At 69.2% G+C, this 17,416-nt stretch carries 16 protein-coding genes; 5 read left to right on the top strand and 11 right to left on the bottom strand.

What is annotated here, in order from left to right; genetic code table 11:
- The first annotated feature begins 202 nt into the window (after window positions 1–202).
- Window positions 203–916 (top strand): NHL repeat-containing protein, encoded by a 714-nt coding sequence (locus tag H7K45_RS31490; protein ID WP_263996146.1) that lies wholly within the window; start codon window positions 203–205, stop codon window positions 914–916.
- Here H7K45_RS31490 and H7K45_RS12610 read toward each other — a convergent pair.
- Window positions 913–1,662, bottom strand: a complete 750-nt coding sequence (locus H7K45_RS12610) for a glucosamine-6-phosphate deaminase (protein ID WP_263996145.1) — start codon at window positions 1,660–1,662, stop codon at window positions 913–915. The two genes, H7K45_RS31490 and H7K45_RS12610, sit on opposite strands and share 4 nt — an antisense overlap.
- Window positions 1,662–2,858: an ROK family transcriptional regulator gene (locus tag H7K45_RS12605; RefSeq protein WP_263996144.1), complete on the bottom strand. Its 1,197-nt coding sequence runs from the start codon at window positions 2,856–2,858 to the stop codon at window positions 1,662–1,664. Before H7K45_RS12605 ends, H7K45_RS12610 begins: the two co-directional genes overlap by 1 nt.
- Window positions 2,859–2,967: 109 nt before the next feature.
- Here H7K45_RS12605 and H7K45_RS12600 point away from each other — a divergent pair, with 109 nt between their 5' ends.
- A complete protein-coding gene (locus H7K45_RS12600) occupies window positions 2,968–4,389 on the top strand; it encodes an APC family permease (protein WP_263996143.1) in 1,422 nt (473 codons plus the stop codon).
- Here the strand turns inward: H7K45_RS12600 and H7K45_RS12595 are convergent.
- Window positions 4,386–5,201 carry a formate/nitrite transporter family protein gene (locus tag H7K45_RS12595; RefSeq protein WP_263996142.1) on the bottom strand — a complete coding sequence of 272 codons (816 nt, stop codon included), beginning with the start codon at window positions 5,199–5,201 and terminating at the stop codon, window positions 4,386–4,388. The two genes, H7K45_RS12600 and H7K45_RS12595, sit on opposite strands and share 4 nt — an antisense overlap.
- A gap of 106 nt (window positions 5,202–5,307) precedes the next feature.
- Here H7K45_RS12595 and H7K45_RS12590 point away from each other — a divergent pair, with 106 nt between their 5' ends.
- Window positions 5,308–6,033, top strand: coding sequence for a cutinase family protein (locus tag H7K45_RS12590; RefSeq protein WP_263996141.1), 726 nt, complete (start codon window positions 5,308–5,310; stop codon window positions 6,031–6,033).
- Here the strand turns inward: H7K45_RS12590 and H7K45_RS12585 are convergent.
- The 6 genes from H7K45_RS12585 to H7K45_RS12560 form a co-directional block, all read right to left on the bottom strand.
- Entirely contained in the window at window positions 6,030–8,258 is a 2,229-nt protein-coding gene (locus tag H7K45_RS12585; protein WP_263996140.1) for an MDR family MFS transporter, read from the bottom strand. The two genes, H7K45_RS12590 and H7K45_RS12585, sit on opposite strands and share 4 nt — an antisense overlap.
- A gap of 86 nt (window positions 8,259–8,344) precedes the next feature.
- Complete coding sequence (locus H7K45_RS12580; RefSeq protein ID WP_263996139.1) at window positions 8,345–9,808, bottom strand: serine/threonine-protein kinase; 1,464 nt, start codon at window positions 9,806–9,808, stop codon at window positions 8,345–8,347.
- 148 nt (window positions 9,809–9,956) lie between these two features.
- Window positions 9,957–10,088: a hypothetical protein gene (locus tag H7K45_RS12575; protein ID WP_263996138.1), complete on the bottom strand. Its 132-nt coding sequence runs from the start codon at window positions 10,086–10,088 to the stop codon at window positions 9,957–9,959.
- Window positions 10,089–10,116: 28 nt separating this feature from the next.
- Window positions 10,117–11,046 carry a DUF3349 domain-containing protein gene (locus tag H7K45_RS12570; protein WP_263996137.1) on the bottom strand — a complete coding sequence of 310 codons (930 nt, stop codon included), beginning with the start codon at window positions 11,044–11,046 and terminating at the stop codon, window positions 10,117–10,119.
- 13 nt (window positions 11,047–11,059) lie between these two features.
- On the bottom strand, window positions 11,060–11,737 hold the full coding sequence (locus H7K45_RS12565; RefSeq protein WP_263996136.1) for an IF2 family translation initiation factor: 678 nt from the start codon (window positions 11,735–11,737) through the stop codon (window positions 11,060–11,062).
- Window position 11,738: 1 nt separating this feature from the next.
- Complete coding sequence (locus H7K45_RS12560; protein WP_263996135.1) at window positions 11,739–12,281, bottom strand: CsbD family protein; 543 nt, start codon at window positions 12,279–12,281, stop codon at window positions 11,739–11,741.
- Between the two features lie 230 nt (window positions 12,282–12,511).
- Here H7K45_RS12560 and H7K45_RS12555 point away from each other — a divergent pair, with 230 nt between their 5' ends.
- Window positions 12,512–12,763 (top strand): hypothetical protein, encoded by a 252-nt coding sequence (locus tag H7K45_RS12555; RefSeq protein ID WP_263996134.1) that lies wholly within the window; start codon window positions 12,512–12,514, stop codon window positions 12,761–12,763.
- A 149-nt stretch (window positions 12,764–12,912) separates the two neighbouring features.
- Window positions 12,913–15,372, top strand: a complete 2,460-nt coding sequence (locus tag H7K45_RS12550) for a phosphoketolase family protein (RefSeq protein WP_263996133.1) — start codon at window positions 12,913–12,915, stop codon at window positions 15,370–15,372.
- A gap of 5 nt (window positions 15,373–15,377) precedes the next feature.
- Here the strand turns inward: H7K45_RS12550 and fbaA are convergent, their stop codons facing one another.
- Window positions 15,378–16,400, bottom strand: a complete 1,023-nt coding sequence (fbaA, locus tag H7K45_RS12545; RefSeq protein ID WP_263996132.1) for a class II fructose-bisphosphate aldolase — start codon at window positions 16,398–16,400, stop codon at window positions 15,378–15,380.
- Window positions 16,401–16,424: 24 nt separating this feature from the next.
- Window positions 16,425–17,414, bottom strand: a complete 990-nt coding sequence (locus H7K45_RS12540; RefSeq protein WP_263996981.1) for a LacI family DNA-binding transcriptional regulator — start codon at window positions 17,412–17,414, stop codon at window positions 16,425–16,427.
- Window positions 17,415–17,416: the final 2 nt, after the last annotated feature.

Genomic DNA, 17,416 nt, shown 5'->3' with positions numbered 1-17,416 from the left:
ACCCCCCAGAGCGGATCGTCAGTTCCGATGGAAGTGGCTGGCCTTGACGGCTGTGGTTGCACTTGCGTGTGTGCTCGCGTTCGTTCTGCTGGTGGCGGCACCCGATTCGGCAACGCGACAAGAGCCCACGAGCAGTGCCGCCGCCCCGTCAGGTCCGACCAAAATGGCCTTCGGCTCGCTGGAATCCCCGCAGGGAGTCGCAGTGGACAACAACGGCAACGTGTATGTGACCGTCGCCGGAAAAGACGTCACCAGTAACGGAGTGTTGATGTTGTCGGCAGACGGTGGCTCCGTGTCACGGCTGCCTTTCGAGGGTGCGGGTCCGACTGGTTTGGCAGTTGACGCGGCGGGCGATGTCTTCGCAACTGACTACGTCAACGATCGGGTGCTGAAGTTGGCGCCGGGTGCGGCCCAGGCAACCGAGATCGAAATGGCCGGCCTCAACCGTCCCGGCGGCGTGGCCGTCGACTCTTCCGGAACCCTCTTCGTCGCCGACACCTACAACGATCGCGTCCTGATGACCCGAGAGGGTGACGTAGCCGTCGAACTGCCGATCACCGGTCTGAAGAAGCCGGCCGGCGTCGCAGCGGACACCTCGGGCAACGTCTATGTCGCCGACACCTACAACGACCGTGTGCTGCAGCTGCCCGCTGGCAAGTCCGAGCCCGTCGAGCTGCCGTTCAGCGGGCTGCGCAAACCGAACGGCGTCGCCGTCGACTCGGCCGGAACCGTCTATGTCACGAGCTATGGCGACGGCCGTGTCTTAGAACTTGCCTCCGGCCACGAAGGCTCAAGAGATCTGCTCTTTGAGGACGTCGAAAAGCCCTGGGGCATAGCGGTCGACAACCGTGGCCATGTGTTTGTCGCCGACTACGGCAACGGTCGAGTGCTGAAACTGAACACGCCGACCGGCTAGTGACCCGCCGCGTCGCCGCTACGGACCCGGCCCAACAACTTCGCCGCCCCCTCCTCCAAAACCACCGTCACCATCAGATGACGTTGCAACACCGACGCCGGGCACTCCGCCGTGACCGGCCCCTCCAGGGCCGCCGCCACCGCCTTCGCCTTGTGCTCCCCCGTCGCGATCAACACCAAATGCCGGGCCGAGCTGATCGTGCCCAACCCCTGCGTGATGACGCGGCGCGGCACCTCGTCGACGCTCGCGAAGAACCGCGCGTTGTCCTGGCGCGTCTGTGACGTCAACGTCGTCACCCGCGTCCGCGAGTCCAGCGCAGACCCCGGCTCGTTGAACCCGATGTGCCCGTTGGCTCCGATCCCCAAGAGCTGCACGTCCACCGGACCCGACGAGACGACCAATGCGTCGTAAGAGTCTGCGGCACAACTCAAGTCCGAAGAACCGCCGTCCGGGCCGGACACACCCGCCAGGTCGACGTGCGACGCGAACTCCGTCCGGATCACCTGCGCGTAGGACTGCGGATGCCCCGCCGGCAGCCCCACGTATTCGTCCAGCAGGAACGCCCGAACCGCCGCGAACGACAGCCCTTCCTCCCGGTGCCGGCGGATCAGTTCGCGGTACACCGACAGCGGCGAGGACCCCGTCGCCAGCCCTATAGTCCGAGCCCCCGACCGAACCGCCCGGTCAAAGACGTCGGCGACCGTCGCCCCGCATGCCGCCTCGTCCCGCTCGACGACGACGTCCATCACCGCCCCAACACCCGTCGCTCGAACACCAGGTCCCACGCCGTGTCCATGGCCGTCGCGATCGCCCCGACCAGGACGGCGTCGTCGCCCAGCTCTCCCCCGACGATGTCGGGCACCAGCGGAATGGTCTCGGCCAGTTCGCGGCGCATCGGGTCGGCCAGCAGGTCGACGTTACGGCCGATGCCGCCCGCCAGGACGATCAGCCCCGGGTCCAGCACCGCGGTCACCACCGAGACCACCCGCGCCAGCTTGGACGCCTCGTCGGCCACCACCCGCATGGCAAGGGCGTCACCGGAGCGAGCCAGGTCGAACACCGCCTTCGCGGTGGGCACGGTCAACCCCGCCGAGCGGGCCTCCGACACCACCGCGTCCCCAGCGGCGACCACCTCCACTGGACCCGGCCGGTGTGACGTCACCCCGGCCGGCACGCGGCCGTAGGGCAGGTCCGCGATTTCCCCCGCCGCCCCGCGCGCACCCCGGAATAGGTTGCCGCCGAGCAGGATTCCCAGGCCGATGCCCGTGCCGACGGTCAGGCACGCCACCACGTCGACGCCCTGGGCCGCGCCGCGGGCGTGCTCGCCGACCGCACACAGATTGGCGTCGTTCTCCACCAGCACCGTCGACCCGTTCGCGCTGAGCAACCCCATCAACTCGCCGAGCAGGCCGCGCCGCTCCCAGCCGGGCAGGTTGGGCGAGCGGTGTACTGTGCCGGCCTCGACGTCGGGGATGCCCGGCGTGCCGACGACGGTGACCACGATGTCGTCCCCCGTCAGCCCGGCTTCGCCGAGGGCGCGGGCGACCGACTCGCCGACCGTGCGCACGAGCATGGCGCCCGAGCGGCTGCGGTTGGGCTGCTCGACGCGAGCGACCACCACGCCGTCCAGGTCGGCGACCGCGACGTGCAGCGCGCGACGCCCGACGTCGACCCCGACGATGTAGCCGGCGTCCGGGGCGGTGCGGTAGACCACCGCCGCCCGGCCGGGCCGGTCCAGCCGGCGGCCGATGGCTCGGACCAGACCGTGCTGCTCCAGGTCCAGCAGTGCTTGTCCCACAGTGGGTTTCGACAGGCCGGTCACGGTCGCGATCTCGGGCCGGGTGGCCTCGCCATGCTCGCGCAGCCGGTCCAGCACCAGACGCTGGTTGAGCGCACGCATGTTCGCCGGAGTTCCCGCCTGCGGTGCCGCACGGCCGTCCACCGCCACCTCCCGTCCCGTCGACTTCGGAAATTTACACGTGAACTCTCGCACACCCGCGCTCAGTATGTTAAGAAACTTTACTAACAAACCACGACGAAGGAGGTGCGCGATGAGCTCACCGTCGACCGGAGCCTCGACGACCCAGCAGCCCGCGCTGGAACGCCAAATCGGCCCCCTGCAGGCCACCGCGATCAACATGACCCAGATGTGCGGCATCGGGCCCTTCGTCACGATCCCCGCCATGGTCGCCACCTTCGGCGGGCCCGAGGCCATGTTCGGCTGGATCGTCGGCGCCCTCCTCGCCCTAGCCGACGGGCTCATCTGGGCCGAGCTCGGCGCCGCCATGCCCGGCGCCGGCGGCACCTACATCTACCTCCGCGAAGCCTTCCAGTACCGCACCGGCCGGCTCATGCCGTTCCTCTTCGTCTGGAGCGCGGTGCTCTTCATCCCGCTCATCATGTCCACCGGCATCATCGGCCTGGTCCAATACCTCGGCTACCTGATCCCCGGGGTCACCGACGACGGCGGAAACACCGCCCTGGGCAAACTAATTGGCGTCGGCATCACCCTAATCATCATGGCCGCGCTGTTCCGCAAGATCGGCCAGATTGGCAAGCTCACCACCGTGCTGTTCGTCGTCATGCTCGTCGCGGTGTTCAGCACCATCATCGCCGCCTACAGCCACTTCAGCGGCGCACAGGCCTTCGCCTTCACTCCCGGCGCCTTCGGCAGCCACGGCACCTTCTGGGCTGGCCTCGGCGCCGGGCTCATCATCGCCGTCTACGACTACCTCGGCTACAACACCACCGCCTACCTCGGCGCCGAGATGCGCGACCCCGGCCGCACCATCCCCCGGTCCATCGTGTTCTCCATCCTCGGCATCATGAGCATCTACTTCCTGCTGCAGATCGGCGTGCTCGGCTCGCTGCCGCTCGAGGAGATCAAGGCCTCCACCTCCGTCGCCTCCTCGGTGCTCGAGCAGGCCTGGGGTTCGACTGCCGCACAGATCATCACCGCGTTGATCGTCGTGGCCGCCATCGGCTCGGTGTTCGCCGGCCTGCTCGGCGGCTCCCGCGTGCCGTTCGAGGCCGCCCGCGACAAGGTGTTCCTGCCGGTATTCGCCAAGCTGCACCCCAAGCTCAACCTGCCCACCGCGGGCGTGATCGCCATGGGCGTCATCACCATCATCGGGTCGCTGTTCACCCTGACCACGATCATCAACGCCGCCGTAGCCACGCTGGTGATCATCCAGTCACTCGCGCAGGTGGCCGCGATCGTCGTGCTGCGCCGCCGCCAGCCCAATCTTCAACGGCCCTACCGGCAGTGGCTGTACCCCGTCCCCACGATCGTCGCGTTGGTCGGCTGGGTGTACGTCTACTACTCGGCGACCTGGCTGTCGATCGCGCTGTCACTGGGGTGGATCGTCATCGGCTGCGTCGCCTTCCTGGTCTACGCCAAGGCCGAGACCACGTGGCCGTTCGGACCCAAGGAAGTCCGGGAGACCTTCGTCGAGGAGCCCGCCGCGATCTAGGACTCCGCGCTCGCCCGTTCGTCCTTCAACCGGTCCTTGCTGCGGATGAGCCGCAGCAAGGTCACCAGGGCAAGCCCACCGAGCACGTTCAGCGGTGCCACGTAGGCGAACCACGCCAGCCAGTCCAGGTACCCGAACGGGGCCGCCCCGGAGATCAGGGCACCAAAGATCAACAGCGAGTCCAGGATCGAGTGGAACATCTGTAGCCCGGCCAAGAGGAAGGCGCCCGCGACGGCGGCGGCGATCTTGGCCGGCATCGAGTCGGTGCCGTGCTGCATGCGCGTCATCAGGGTGATGGCCATGCCGCCGAGGACGGCCAGCGCGATGGACTCCGGGCCAATTGGCGCGTCGATGTAGTGGCTTGCCGACTCGATGGTCTGCGACCTCAGCTTGGGGAAGCCGGTCATGATGAGCCACATGATCAGCCAGCCGCCCACCAGGTTGGCCAGCAGAGTGCCGCACCACAGCTTCAGCAGCTGAGGCACGCTGGCGCGCTTGGCGACCACCGTCGTGACCGGCACCAGGAAGCCCTCGGTGAACAGCTCGCTGCGGCCCAGTAGCAGCGCGAGGAAGCCGACGGAGAACGCCAGGCCCGCCAGCAGAGGGTTGTGCGTCTGGTTCAGCACCGAGAGGTAGGCGAGCACGCCGAGCGCCACCTCGGTGCCGCCGAAGAAGCCCGTGGTGAGCACCTCCCGCCACGGGCGGTGCAACCGTTGGGTGCCTTCGCCGATCATCCGCTGGAAGGCGTCCTCCAGTTCGTCCTCGATCGGACTGTCGGAGTCACCGAGGTCGCGCTGGTCGGTCTCGGTCACGCGCGGGGCGCATTCGCACTGGTCATCGGTGCCGTGTACCCCGTTTTCGTGCGCGTCAACGCCCGCCTCGTGGTTTGGTCGGCAAAGCCGGGGGTAACTCGGGCTCATGACAATCCGACATTTGCCACGCCTGCTCGGCGCTGCCGCCCTCACCGCCGGCGCGATCCTCACCACCACCTCGGCCCCGGCCGCATCCGCGGAACCCTGCCCAGACGCGGAGCTGGTCTTTGCCCGCGGGTCCGGTGAAGCCCCCGGTGTGGGCGGTGTCGGCCAGTCCTACGTCGACGCGTTGCGCGCCCAGCTGGGCGCCCGCTCGTTGGACGTCTACCCGGTGAACTACGCCGCCAGCACCGACTTCAACAACCGAGAGGTGTTCGCCCAAAGCGTGATCGACGGCGTGCGGGACGCCGGCGACCACGTCCGGGCAACAGCAGCGAACTGCCCCGCCACCAAGATCGTGCTCGGCGGGTACAGCCAGGGCGCCATCGTCGCCGGGTTCGTCACCTCCGACCGGGCGCCCGACGGCGTCCCCGTCGCAATCCTGCCGCAGCCCCTGCCTGCCGAGGTCGCCAATCACGTTGCCGCCGTGACGTTGTTCGGCAACCCGTCGCCAGAGTTCCTGCAGCAGTACGACGCACCCCAGCTGACCATCGGCGCGAACTACGCCCCGAAGACGCTTCAGCTCTGCGCGCAGGGCGACACCATCTGCGACGGCACGCCGGGCGGGCAGCCCACCTTCGCGCACGCCAGCTACGGCTTCAACGGCATGACGAACGAGGCAGCGACGTACGCCGTCGACCGCATCGCGCCGGCGCCCGCGCCGGTCGGCTAACGCTGCGGGGGCCTCGGAGGCTGAGGCCCCCGCGGCGGCGGCCCGGGCGGGCGCAATCTCGTCGTCGGCGGGTCACCGGCCTGCCGCGGCGGGGGCGGCATCGGCGCCCGCGGGCGTGGCGGTTGCGCCCGCGGCGGCATCGGAGTCGGAGGCCGACGCGGCGGGTGCGACGCGCGTCGTGCCGGCCGCATCCGCATCGCCTGCGTGGCGTCCTCGGAGTAATCCCGTTGCACCAGAACGTCTTGCGTCACGCGATCCAGCGCCTGCCTGACCTGCGTGCGATCCGGCCGCACCTCGAGCCCCGCGGACTGGGTGAGCCCACTGGTGAGCCACTCCAACGTGGCGGCGCGGAACTGCTCGATCTGACGGGCACCGGCCGGGGTCAACCAGAACTGGTCCTTGGTGCGCTCGGCGTATCCGGTGAGAGCCAGCCGGTCGAAGGCGGGCTCGAGGATTTCCCGTGGCAAGCGAACGTGTTCGGCGATGTCGCTGAGCCGAGCCTCGCCTGCGGCCTGGCCGAACCGGTACACCTGCAACAGCGCCCAGAGCCGGCTGATGTCCAGTTGGCTGCCTGGCCGTTCGGCGATGGCGCGCAGCTGCATGCCAGAGCCCTGCTTGATCAACCGGCCGACGGCGTTCTTGAGCAGGTCGTCGGGTGAGTCGGTGGTCGGCATCGCGAAACCCTCACCCATGTCGGCGGCGATGCTGACGTCGTTGCTGCGCAACGGAACCTGCTTGAGCAGCAACGCCAGCACGAAGCCGACGATCGCGACGGGGGCGGCGTAGAGGAACACCTGGTCGAGTGCGTCGGCGTAGGCCGAGGCGATCGGGGCGGCCATCTCGGGGCTCAGCGCGTGCAGCGCGTCAGGGGACTGCGCGGCCGCAGGTGGCGCGCCGCTCTTGGCGACCGCGTCGGCCAGCGGGTCCTCCAGGAAGTTGTTGAACAGCGACCCGAACACCGCCGCACCGAACGAGCTGCCGATGGTGCGGAAGAACGTGACGCCCGACGTCGCGACGCCCAGGTCGGCGAAGTCGACGGTGTTCTGCACGATCAGGACGAGCACCTGCATGCACATGCCGATGCCCGCACCCAGGATCACCAGGTACAGCGACTGCTCCCAGGTGGGGGTGTCCGGACCCATCCGCGACAGCAGCACGAAGCCGACGGCCATCACCGCCGTGCCGGCGACGGGGAAGATCTTGTACTTGCCGGTGCGGCCGACGATGACACCGCTGCTGATCGACATGGTCAGCAGGCCGAGCACCATCGGCAACGTGTGCAGCCCCGAGGTGGTGGCCGACACCCCGTCGACGAACTGCATGAACGTCGGCAGGAAGGTCAGCGCACCCAGCATCGCGAAGCCGACGACGAAGGACAGCGCGCAGCACACCGCGAACACCGGTTCGCGGAACAATCGCATCGGCAGGATCGGTTCCCTCGCCCGGAGCTCGACGGCGACGAAGGCGGCGATCGCCACCACCGACCCGGCGAAGAGGCCGATGATCATCGCCGAACCCCACGCGTACTCACTGCCGCCCCAGCTGGTCGCCAGCGTCAGACCGGTCGCGCCGAGGCCCACCAGCACGATGCCGGCGTAGTCGATGACCGGACGCGCGCGGCCACTCAGGTTCGGAATGGCGACGACCGCCACGGCGAGCACGACGACGGCGACGGGAACGTTGATCCAGAAGGCCCAGCGCCAGCTCAGGTGGTCGGTGAAGAATCCGCCGAGCAGCGGCCCGATCACCGTCGTGACGCCGAAGACCGCGCCGAGCGCGCCCTGGTACTTGCCGCGTTCGCGCAGCGGGATGACCTCGCCGATGACGGCCGTCGCGGTGACCATGATGGCGCCGCCACCGATGCCCTGCAGCGCACGCGCGGCGACCAGCATGGGCATCGAGCCGGCCAGACCGCACAGCACCGACCCGGCCATGAAGAAGAGCACCGCGGCGATGAAGACGGGTTTGCGGCCGAAGAGGTCACCCAGCTTGCCGACGATCGCCGTGACGATCGTCGACGCCAGCAGATAGCTCGTCACCACCCAGGCCTGGTGGCCCGCGCCACCGAGATCGGCCACGACGGTTGGCAGCGCGGTGGCCACGATCGTCTGGTCGAGTGCGGCCAGGAGCATGCCCAGCAGCACGGCCGTGAAGATGAGGTTGCGCCGCGACGGGTCGATCTGGACGTCGTTCGACCGCGGCGGTTCGGTCACCGTGTCCGTCATGGGAGTGCCTCGCTCGGGGTGCCTGTGAGTGTCGACTTAGTTACGCGACCTAATAATCTACCCGCGGAGAGCCGTGAATAATCCCGTCAGCTCGACGAGCCGTATTCCAGCGCCGGTTCCGCGGAGTCCACATGCCCGTTGCTGATGATCGTCAGTTCGTCGGGCCGCACCTCGTAACGGGCGCCGTCGGCCGGGTTGACGGCGTCGTAGCCACCCCCGCTGGGGACGGCGTCGGCGATGCGCACGTTGGCGCCGTCGCGCAGCCGTTGGCCGTGGTAGTAGAAGCTGCCCGGCGCGTCCTGGCAGATGACCGCGAGTGACGAGGCCGTCTTGATCGCCGCCACGGCGGTCCCGGTGTCGCACCGGGCGGCCTGACCGACGAAGCCCTTGGAGTCGACGTCGGACACCCCGGACAGGGGCGCTGCCGTGGGGGTGGACGTCGTCGTCGTGCTGGTCGACGTGCTCGCGGTGGGCGGGCTGGCCAGCGTGGTGGACGACCGCGACGCGGTGTCGCCGCCGGTGTAGACGATGGCCGCGGCCAGCCCGGCCGCCAGCGATAGCGTCGCGGCGGCGCCCGCCAACAGCAGCTTCTGGGTGCGGCCGAAACGCGAAGCGGTCACCGGGGGCGCGGCCGCGACGGCCGGGCGGGGCACGTACGCGGGGGGACGTTCGGCGAACTGACGGGTGTGGGGCGTCGCGGCTGGGCGAGGCGCCGCGTGCAGTGCGGCGGCGGCGGCCCTGGCCAGCTCACCGGCGCTTGGGAAGCGGTCACCGGGGCTCTTGGCCATGCCCTTGGCGACGACGGCGTCGAACGCGGGATTGATCCCCGGACGGACCTCGCTGGGTCGCGGCGGCGGCGCGAACATGTGGGCGCTCATGACCTGCCGGATGTCGGCGGCCTCGAACGGCGCCCGGCCCACCAGGCTCTCGAACAGCAGGCACGTCAGCGAGTACACGTCCGACGGCGGGCCGCCGGGTTTGCCGCTGAGGCGCTCGCTGGCCATGTAGGCACACGACCCGATGATCAACCCCGTCCTGGTGACGGTGGCCTCGCCGCCGCCGTTGGCGATGCCGAAGTCGACCAGGTAGGCGAAGTCGTCGGGGGTGAGCAGGACGTTCTCCGGCTTGACGTCGCGGTGCACGAGACCGTGAGCGTGCGCGGCATCCAGGGCGGAGGCGACCTGCGCCACGATCGAGACGGCGCGGGCCGGCGGCAGCACGCCGTGCACCCGCAGCTCGTCCTTGACGCTGGCGCCGTCGACCAGGCGCATGTCGATGTAGAGCACCCCCTCGATCTCGCCGAAGTCGTGCACGGGAATGACGTGGGGTTCCTGCAGGCGGGCGGCAATGCGTGACTCACGCCGGAACCGGTCGCGGTAGCTCGGGTCGGAGGCGACGTCGGCCCGCAGCAGTTTCAGGGCCACCATGCGCTCGCGCACCGTGTCATAGGCGCGGTACACCTCGCCCATGCCGCCCATGCCGATGAGCTCCTGCAGTTCGTAGGGCCCGAACCGCGTGCTCGGACGGTGTCCAGCACCCGGGGACGCCACGACGGACCATCCTTTCGTCTTCACCCGCGAGCCGGGTGACCAGGCGTGATGCCGAAATCGAAGCAGCACAAGCCAATTGATTCGTGCCCAGGGTACAGGGTTCGGCCGGACCCCGAACCCAACGCGTGGTGTGACGTAGCCCGCCTCACTAGTCGTCGTCGGCGTCGGGGATCCCGCCCGGCGGCGGGGTCGCGTACGCCGGGGTGGCGGGCGGCACCTCGGGGGGCGCGCCACCGTCGGCACCCGTCGCGTCGTCGTCCTGGTCTGGTCGTGTCGTCATGAGATCTCCTAGGGGTTCACCCCACGAACTACCCGCCGACGGGCGACCAGAACGGACAGTCGTCGACGACCTGCCGGGCCATGTCGACCAGCCCGACGCCGTCGTCGGCCGCCAGCTGGCGCAACACCGCGAACGCGTCGAGCTGGTCGAGGCCGTGTCGTTCCATGACGACGCCCGTGGCTTGGCTGATGCGTTCGGCGTCTGCGAGCGGGCACTGCAGCTGGGCGCCCCACACGCTCGCCTGGACGGCCGCCGACGCGTGAGCGGCCAGCGTTGCCGCGAGTGCCACGGCGTCCTCGTCCCAGACGCGAGTCCCGAAGCCGAAGACGTTGAGGGTGGCCACGATTGGCGGTCGACGGTAGAGGGTGACCGACAGACAACTGCGCACACCGAGGGCGACGGCGGCGGGCGCGAACCGGGTCCAGCGGTCGTCGGCGGCGAGGTCGTCGGCCCGAACCATGACGGCGGCCGGCGCGTGGGTGCACGGACCGTCGCCTGCGGTACGCCGGACGTCGCCCAGCCGTCCACACAGCTCGGAGGTGCCCGCCACCGAGACCACGTCGTCGTCGCGCGCCAGCATGACGTCGGCCAGGTCGGCGCCGGGTATCAGGTCGACCGCCGCGGCACACACGTCGTCGAAGATGGTGACCCCCGGGCTCGCGCGATCGGACGCGTCGACGATCATCCAGCCCGCCTCGTCGAGCTGACGGCTGACGTCGAGAACGTCGGCGGCACAAGCGGCGTCGCGAAGCACGCGACGAACCGCGACGTCGACGTCACGGTGACGCACGGGCGGCCCAAGGGCACGGATGTCCTCCGCGATCAGGTCCAGGTCGTCGCCGGACAGTCGCCGCCGCAGCAGCGCGACCAGCGGAACGTGGCCGGCGCCGGCCAGACCGTCGGGATAGTCGGCGCGAAGGAACGCGACGATCCTGGCCAGCGGTCCCACGCGGATCACGACCGCGTGGTCGTCACGACTTGCTGGACCGGGCCTGCTGACGCTTGCGCTTCTCGGCGTCGGCCAGGTCTTCGACCTGATTGGCCCTGGCGCGAGCGTCTTGCGCCGACGCGCGCTTGTCGTCGGCATCGGCCTGACGGTCGTCGGCGACGGCGAGCCTCGCGTCCTCGACGGCGTCGATTCCCTTCTCGGCATTGGCCTTCCGCGCCTGGGCGGCGGAGACCCGCTGCCGTGCTGCGGCGTCGGCCTTCTGCTTGTCGGCCTTCGCACGCTCGACTGCGGCATCGGCCGCGGAGGCCTTGCGGTGAGCCGCCGCCTTCACCGCGTCCTGCTGCTCGCGCTGCTTGCGCTGCTGGGCCGCGCGCTGCGTCTCGGCTGCCTCGTCACGCGCCTGTTCGATCCGAGCCGACGACTGACGCGCCTCGGCTTCCGCTTCGGCGTCGAGTTGGGCGGCCCGGCCTAGGGCAGCGCTCCGTTGCGCGGCCGCGGCCCCGCGTCGCGCCACGTCGTCGTCGCCGAGCGCGCGCCCCACGACGGCGTCGAGTACCCCAACGGAGCGTTCGTAGACGAGCCGGGCCGGGGCCTCGGGGTCCAGCCGCGACACCCACCGATCTTCGACGATCGTCAGCGGCGTCCTGGCCAGTCGGTACTGGACGCGGAGGATCGCGCGCGGAATGTCGGTGATGGGCATGTCATTTCCCTTCGTCGTCGTGCGCGCGGGCGCGCAGACGGTCTGCTTCGGTTCGCTTGGCGGCGGTGTCCGCGGCCGATTCCTGGTACTCCGCGACGGCATCGACGTAGTCGTCGCCCGCGGCCTCCACCTCGGCGTCGGCCCTGAGGTCGGCGGCCGCCGCGTCGCGCTGGCGGCGTTCCTCGGCGCGTTGATTGGCCCGCGCAGTCTCCGACGCCGCAGCCCGCTCTGCGGCCTGCTTCTCGGCGGCCCGCTCGCGGGCGGCGGCTTGCTGCGCCGTTGCCGCGTCGGCCTCGGCGGCGATGCGCTGCCGTTCCGCCCGGCCCGCGGCGTCGGCGGCCTGCGCCCTGGCCTGCTCGGATTCGGCGTCGGCCACCGCGTCGGCGGCGTTCGCCTCCTTGCGGGCGCTGGCCTGAGTTTGTTCGAGCTGGCCCTCGGCGGTCAACGAATCGTTGCCGGTCAGGGAACCTACGACCTCCTTGGCCTTGCCCTTCACCGAGTCGATCAGCCCCTTGCGGGCTTCGGCGGCCTTGTCGTCTGCCATGGATGCTCTCCCTTCGTCGCAGAAAGGCATACCTGCTCCGCGGAGCTTCAAACACTCCGACCGCAGCAAAAGTCGTTGCCATTCGGCGGTTTTGGACCCCGGCTGCGACGGGCAAGTGACTCTTGGCCGGAACGCAAGGGAAGGCGACCGACCACCCCGCAGAGCATCTCGCGGACAGTCCGCGGCTCAGAGCCGCACTTCCCACACCAGCTAGGAGACCCATGTTTCGCATGACCACGTCCATTGCACCCGTGCTCGCGGCAGGTGCCGCTGCAGCGATGTTCTCGATGGCGCCGTCTGCGGCCGCCGAGCCGCAGCAATGTACCGATGCCACGTCGTCGACCACGACGTGCGAGGAGCCGGGCAATTCGCAGATCACCGTGGATCCGCCCCAGACCGGCACCGGTGGTACCGGCGGCGGGGCCAACGAGCAGAACGGCCCCTACGGACCGTCGGGGGACACCCCTCCGATCGGAAACTAGCCATCGCGCGAAGGCGCCGGACCTCGGTTCGGCGCCTTCGTCATGCGGTGTGTACGCGGGGTCACGGGTGGGCAACCGCCGGTTGAACCGGCCGTGACGGCACGTCGCCGAGAGGTGCCACCGACCGCGACATGGGATTGGATGGAACGATGACCGCAGTGACCACGGCTTGGAAGTCCGTCGACGTCGAACCGGTGAGCGATTCGACCCTCGCTCGACTGCACGGATGGTGGCGCGCCGCCAACTACCTGTCCGTGGGCCAGATCTACCTGCTGGACAACCCTCTGCTGCGGACACCCCTGGCCCGCGAGGACGTCAAACCCCGTTTGCTGGGCCACTGGGGCACCACACCCGGGCTGAACTTCCTCTACGCCCACCTCAACCGGGCCATCAAGGAACGCTCCCAGTCCACGGTGTACGTGACCGGCCCAGGCCACGGCGGCCCTGGCCTGGTGGCCAACGCCTACCTCGACGGCACGTACTCCGAGACCTACTCCGACGTCACCGCCGACACGGAGGGTTTGCGACGGCTGTTCCGTCAGTTCTCCTTCCCCGGCGGAATCCCGTCCCACGTCGCCCCCGAGACACCCGGATCCATCCACGAGGGTGGTGAGCTGGGCTACGCGCTTTCCCACGCCTACGGCGCCGCGTTCGACAACCCCGACCTGCTGGTGGCCGCGGTGGTCGGCGACGGCGAGGCGGAGACCGGGCCGCTGGCGACCAGTTGGCACTCCAACAAGTTCGTCAACCGCACCCAGGACGGCGTGGTGCTGCCCATCCTGCACCTCAACGGGTACAAGATCGCCAATCCGACTGTGCTGGATCGCATTCCGAAGGACGAGCTGCGCAGCTTGATGGTCGGGTACGGCCACGAGCCGTACTTCTTCGAGGCCACCGAGGAGACCGATCTGGCCCAGGCCCACCGCGAATTCGCCGAACTGCTCGACACCGTGCTCAACCAGATTGCGGAGATCAAGGCCCGGCCGGCCGACGACGACACGCCGGTTCGCTGGCCGATGATCGTCTTCCGCACGCCCAAGGGGTGGACCGGACCCGCGTACATCGACGGCAAGAAGACCACCGGATCGTGGCGGGCGCACCAGGTTCCGTTGGCCAACGCCCGCGACACGCCCGAGCATCTGCAGGTGCTCGCCGACTGGCTGGCGTCGTATGGGGCCGACGAGCTCTTCGACGCCGACGGCAGACTCGACCCCACGATCGCCGAGCTGGCCCCCGAGGGCGACCTCCGGATGAGCGCCAACCCGCACACCAACGGCGGCCTGCTGCTGAAGGATCTGCGCCTGCCCGACTTTCGCAAGTATGCCGTGGACGTACCCGCCCCGGGCGCCACGATCGCGGAATCCACCAGGGTGCTGGGCAGCTGGCTGACCGACGTGGTGCGGCTCAACCCGGACAACTTCCGCATCTTCGGTCCCGACGAGACCGCGTCCAACCGGCTGCAGGGCGTCTACGACGCGACCGACAAGCAGTGGAACGCCGAGTACGTCGGCCCCGAGGTCGACGAACACCTCGCGCGCGTCGGCCGTGTCATGGAGATGCTGTCGGAGCACCAGTGCCAGGGCTGGCTGGAGGGCTACCTGCTGACCGGGCGTCACGGCCTGTTCAACTGCTACGAGGCCTTCATCCACATCGTCGACTCGATGCTGAACCAGCATGCCAAGTGGCTCAAGGTCACCAACCACATTCCGTGGCGTCGGCCCATCGCCAGCCTGAACTATCTACTGTCCAGCCATGTCTGGCGCCAAGACCACAACGGCTTCAGCCATCAGGACCCCGGCTTCATCGACCACGTGATGAACAAGCGGGCCGAGATCGTCCGGGTGTACCTGCCGCCGGACGCGAACACGCTGCTGTCGACCTACGACCACTGCCTGCGGTCGCGGCAGTACGTCAACGTGGTCGTGGCCGGCAAGCAGCCCAGCCCGAACTTCCTCACCATGGACGAGGCCGTCGCGCACTGCACCCGCGGCCTCGGCATCTGGGAGTGGGCGGGCAGCGAGGTGCTCGGCGAGGAGCCCGACGTCGTGGTGGCGACGTGCGGTGACGTGCCGACTCTCGAGGGCCTGGCCGCGGTGGACCTGCTCCGAAAGAGCGTTCCCGAGTTGAAGATTCGGTTCGTCAACGTGGTCGACCTGATGCGCTTGCAGGACGAGCGCGAACATCCCCACGGGTTGTCGAACGCGGAATTCGACATGTTGTTCACCCGCGACAAGCCGGTGATCTTCGCCTACCACGGCTACCCGTGGCTGATCCACCGCCTGACCTACCGCCGCGCCAACAACGAGAACCTGCACGTGCGCGGCTACAAGGAGGAGGGCACCACCACCACGCCGTTCGACATGGTAATGCTCAACGATCTGGACCGCTACCACCTGGTGATCGACGTGATCGACCGGGTGCCGTCACTGCAGGCCTCCTACGCCACGCTGCGCCAGCAGATGGTGGACGACCGCCTCGCCGCCAGGGAGTACACCCGCACCCACGGTGACGACATTCCGGTGGTGCGCGACTGGGTGTGGCCCGCTGCGCACGGTGCGACGTTCGGCGCCGTCGGCGCGACCGAGTCGACCGGCGGCGACAACGAGTAGCCGCCCTACCGCATGGCCCTGCCGGCCGACCCCAAGGTCTGAGCCGCCTCGACCACCCGTGCGGCCATGGCGTTTTCGGCAGGCTTGCCCCACGACCTCGGGTCGTAGGCCTTCTTGTCACCGAAGCCGCCGTCGACCTTGAGCACCTGGTCGTACTTGGCGATCATGTGACCGGCGATCGACCGGGTGAAGGCGTACTGGGTGTCGGTGTCGACGTTCATCTTCACCACGCCGCTGGCGACCGCCGCCCGGACGTCCTCGGCACTGGACCCGGATCCGCCGTGGAACACCAGGTCGAACGGCTTGTCGCGCCCGGTCTCCCGACCGATGACGGTCTGGATCTCGGCCAGCAGCTCTGGGCGCAGATGGACCGAGTCGGGGTGGTAGACGCCGTGCACGTTGCCGAAGGTCAAGGCGGTCAGGTAGCGGCCACGCTCCCCCACCCCGAGGGCCGCCACGGTCGCCCGCGCGTCGTCGACCGTGGTGTAGAGCTGTTCGTTGATCTCGTGGGAGATGCCGTCCTCCTCACCGCCGATCACACCGACCTCGATCTCGAGGATGGTGTTGGCCGCCACCGACGACTCCAGCAATTCCGTTGCAATGCTGAGGTTCTCGGCCAGCGGCACCGCGGACCCGTCCCACATGTGTGACTGGTACAGCGGGTCAAGACCGCGGCCGCGGCGTTCGATCGCGTCGGCGATGAGTGGCCGCACCCAGTCGTCGAGATTCTCGGCCGGGCAGTGGTCGGTGTGCAACGCCACGGTGACCGGATAGTGCGCGGCGACCTCGTGGGCGTAGAGCGCCAGCGCCCTGGAGCCGGTGAACCGATTCTGAACGGCGGTGCCGGACAGGTAGAGCGCCGTGCCGAGCGACACCTGCAGGATGCCGTCACTCTCGGCCTCGGCGAAACCCTGCAGGGCTGCGTTGAGCGTCTGCGAGCTGGTCACGTTGATCGCCGGGTAGGCGAACCCGCCCTCCTTTGCGCGGTCGAGCATCGCGGCGTAATGGTCGGGGGTGGCAATCGGCACGTTCTCTGGTCCTGTCGGTAGGCGTTACGTGCAACCGCACGAATTGCGATGGTGAAACGTGGTCGGCACCCGAATGCGTTGCGGTGCTTCGTCGCCACCGCGGATGCGGCGTAGGAGTAGCTCGACGGCCGTGGCACCGATCGCGTCGACGTCCTGGGCGGCCGCGGTGAGCCGGGGTTCGAAGAGATCCGACCACTCGAAGTCGTCGAAGCAGACGAAGGCCACGTCGGCCGGGATCGACATGCCCAGGCCGCGGACCGCCTTCAACGCCCCGATGGTCATCGAGTTGTTGAGCGACACCAGGGCACTGGGCCGGTCGGCTCCCGACAGCAGCTCGCGGACCCTGGCCTCGGCCACGTCGGTGCTGGACCTGCCGTCGAGCACCAGCGCGGGGTCGACGGCGACACCGTGGTCGGCGAACGCCGCACAGTAACCGTCGAATCGCTCGACGGTGGAGGAGATTCCGGCCAGTCCGCGGACGACGCCGATGCGCCGGTGCCCCAGGTCGAGCAGGTGCCGGGTCAGCGACCGGGCCGACTCGGAGTTCTCCGGCCCCACCTGGTCACTGCCCACGTCGACGGCCCGGTCGATCAGCACCAGCGGGGTCTTGGTGCGGGCGATCATCGGGAGGGTGACGCGTTCCGATCCGGCCGCCGGTGCCACGATCATCCCGTCGACCTTGCGGTCGAGCAGCGAGTCGGTCAACCGCTTCTCGGAGTCGACGTCGTCGTGGGAATCCCCGACGACGAGGACATAGCCCGCGTCGGACAACGCGCGCTCCACGGCGTGCACCAGGCTGCCGAAGTACGGATTGGTCAACGCCGAGATGGACAGGCCGACGGTGTGCGTGCGACCCGCGGCCAGCGATCGCGCGACCACGTTGCGGCGGTATCCGGTCTTCTCGATGGCGGCCTCCACCCGGAGTCGGGTGCCGCGGTCGACGTTGCGGGTGCCGTTGAGCACGTGGGAGACCGTGGACGCCGAGACGCCCGCGAGTCGGGCGACGTCGCCCATCG

The organism is Mycobacterium yunnanensis (assembly GCF_025823185.1).
GTDB classification, from domain to species: Bacteria; Actinomycetota; Actinomycetes; order Mycobacteriales; family Mycobacteriaceae; genus Mycobacterium; species Mycobacterium yunnanensis.
Note: the sequence above shows the minus strand (reverse complement) of the source record. Positions and strands in the feature narration are given on the sequence as shown.

Bases quoted from the DNA above. Each gene is read 5' to 3' on its own strand.
- H7K45_RS12610 (WP_263996145.1), bottom strand. From the start codon at position 1,662: ATGGACGTCGTCGTCGAGCGGGACGAGGCGGCATGCGGGGCGACGGTC.
- H7K45_RS12600 (WP_263996143.1), top strand. From the start codon at position 2,968: ATGAGCTCACCGTCGACCGGAGCCTCGACGACCCAGCAGCCCGCGCTG.
- H7K45_RS12590 (WP_263996141.1), top strand. From the start codon at position 5,308: ATGACAATCCGACATTTGCCACGCCTGCTCGGCGCTGCCGCCCTCACC.
- H7K45_RS12585 (WP_263996140.1), bottom strand. From the start codon at position 8,258: ATGACGGACACGGTGACCGAACCGCCGCGGTCGAACGACGTCCAGATC.
- H7K45_RS12575 (WP_263996138.1), bottom strand. From the start codon at position 10,088: ATGACGACACGACCAGACCAGGACGACGACGCGACGGGTGCCGACGGT.
- H7K45_RS12565 (WP_263996136.1), bottom strand. From the start codon at position 11,737: ATGCCCATCACCGACATTCCGCGCGCGATCCTCCGCGTCCAGTACCGA.
- H7K45_RS12560 (WP_263996135.1), bottom strand. From the start codon at position 12,281: ATGGCAGACGACAAGGCCGCCGAAGCCCGCAAGGGGCTGATCGACTCG.
- H7K45_RS12555 (WP_263996134.1), top strand. From the start codon at position 12,512: ATGACCACGTCCATTGCACCCGTGCTCGCGGCAGGTGCCGCTGCAGCG.
- H7K45_RS12550 (WP_263996133.1), top strand. From the start codon at position 12,913: ATGACCGCAGTGACCACGGCTTGGAAGTCCGTCGACGTCGAACCGGTG.
- H7K45_RS12540 (WP_263996981.1), bottom strand. From the start codon at position 17,414: ATGGGCGACGTCGCCCGACTCGCGGGCGTCTCGGCGTCCACGGTCTCC.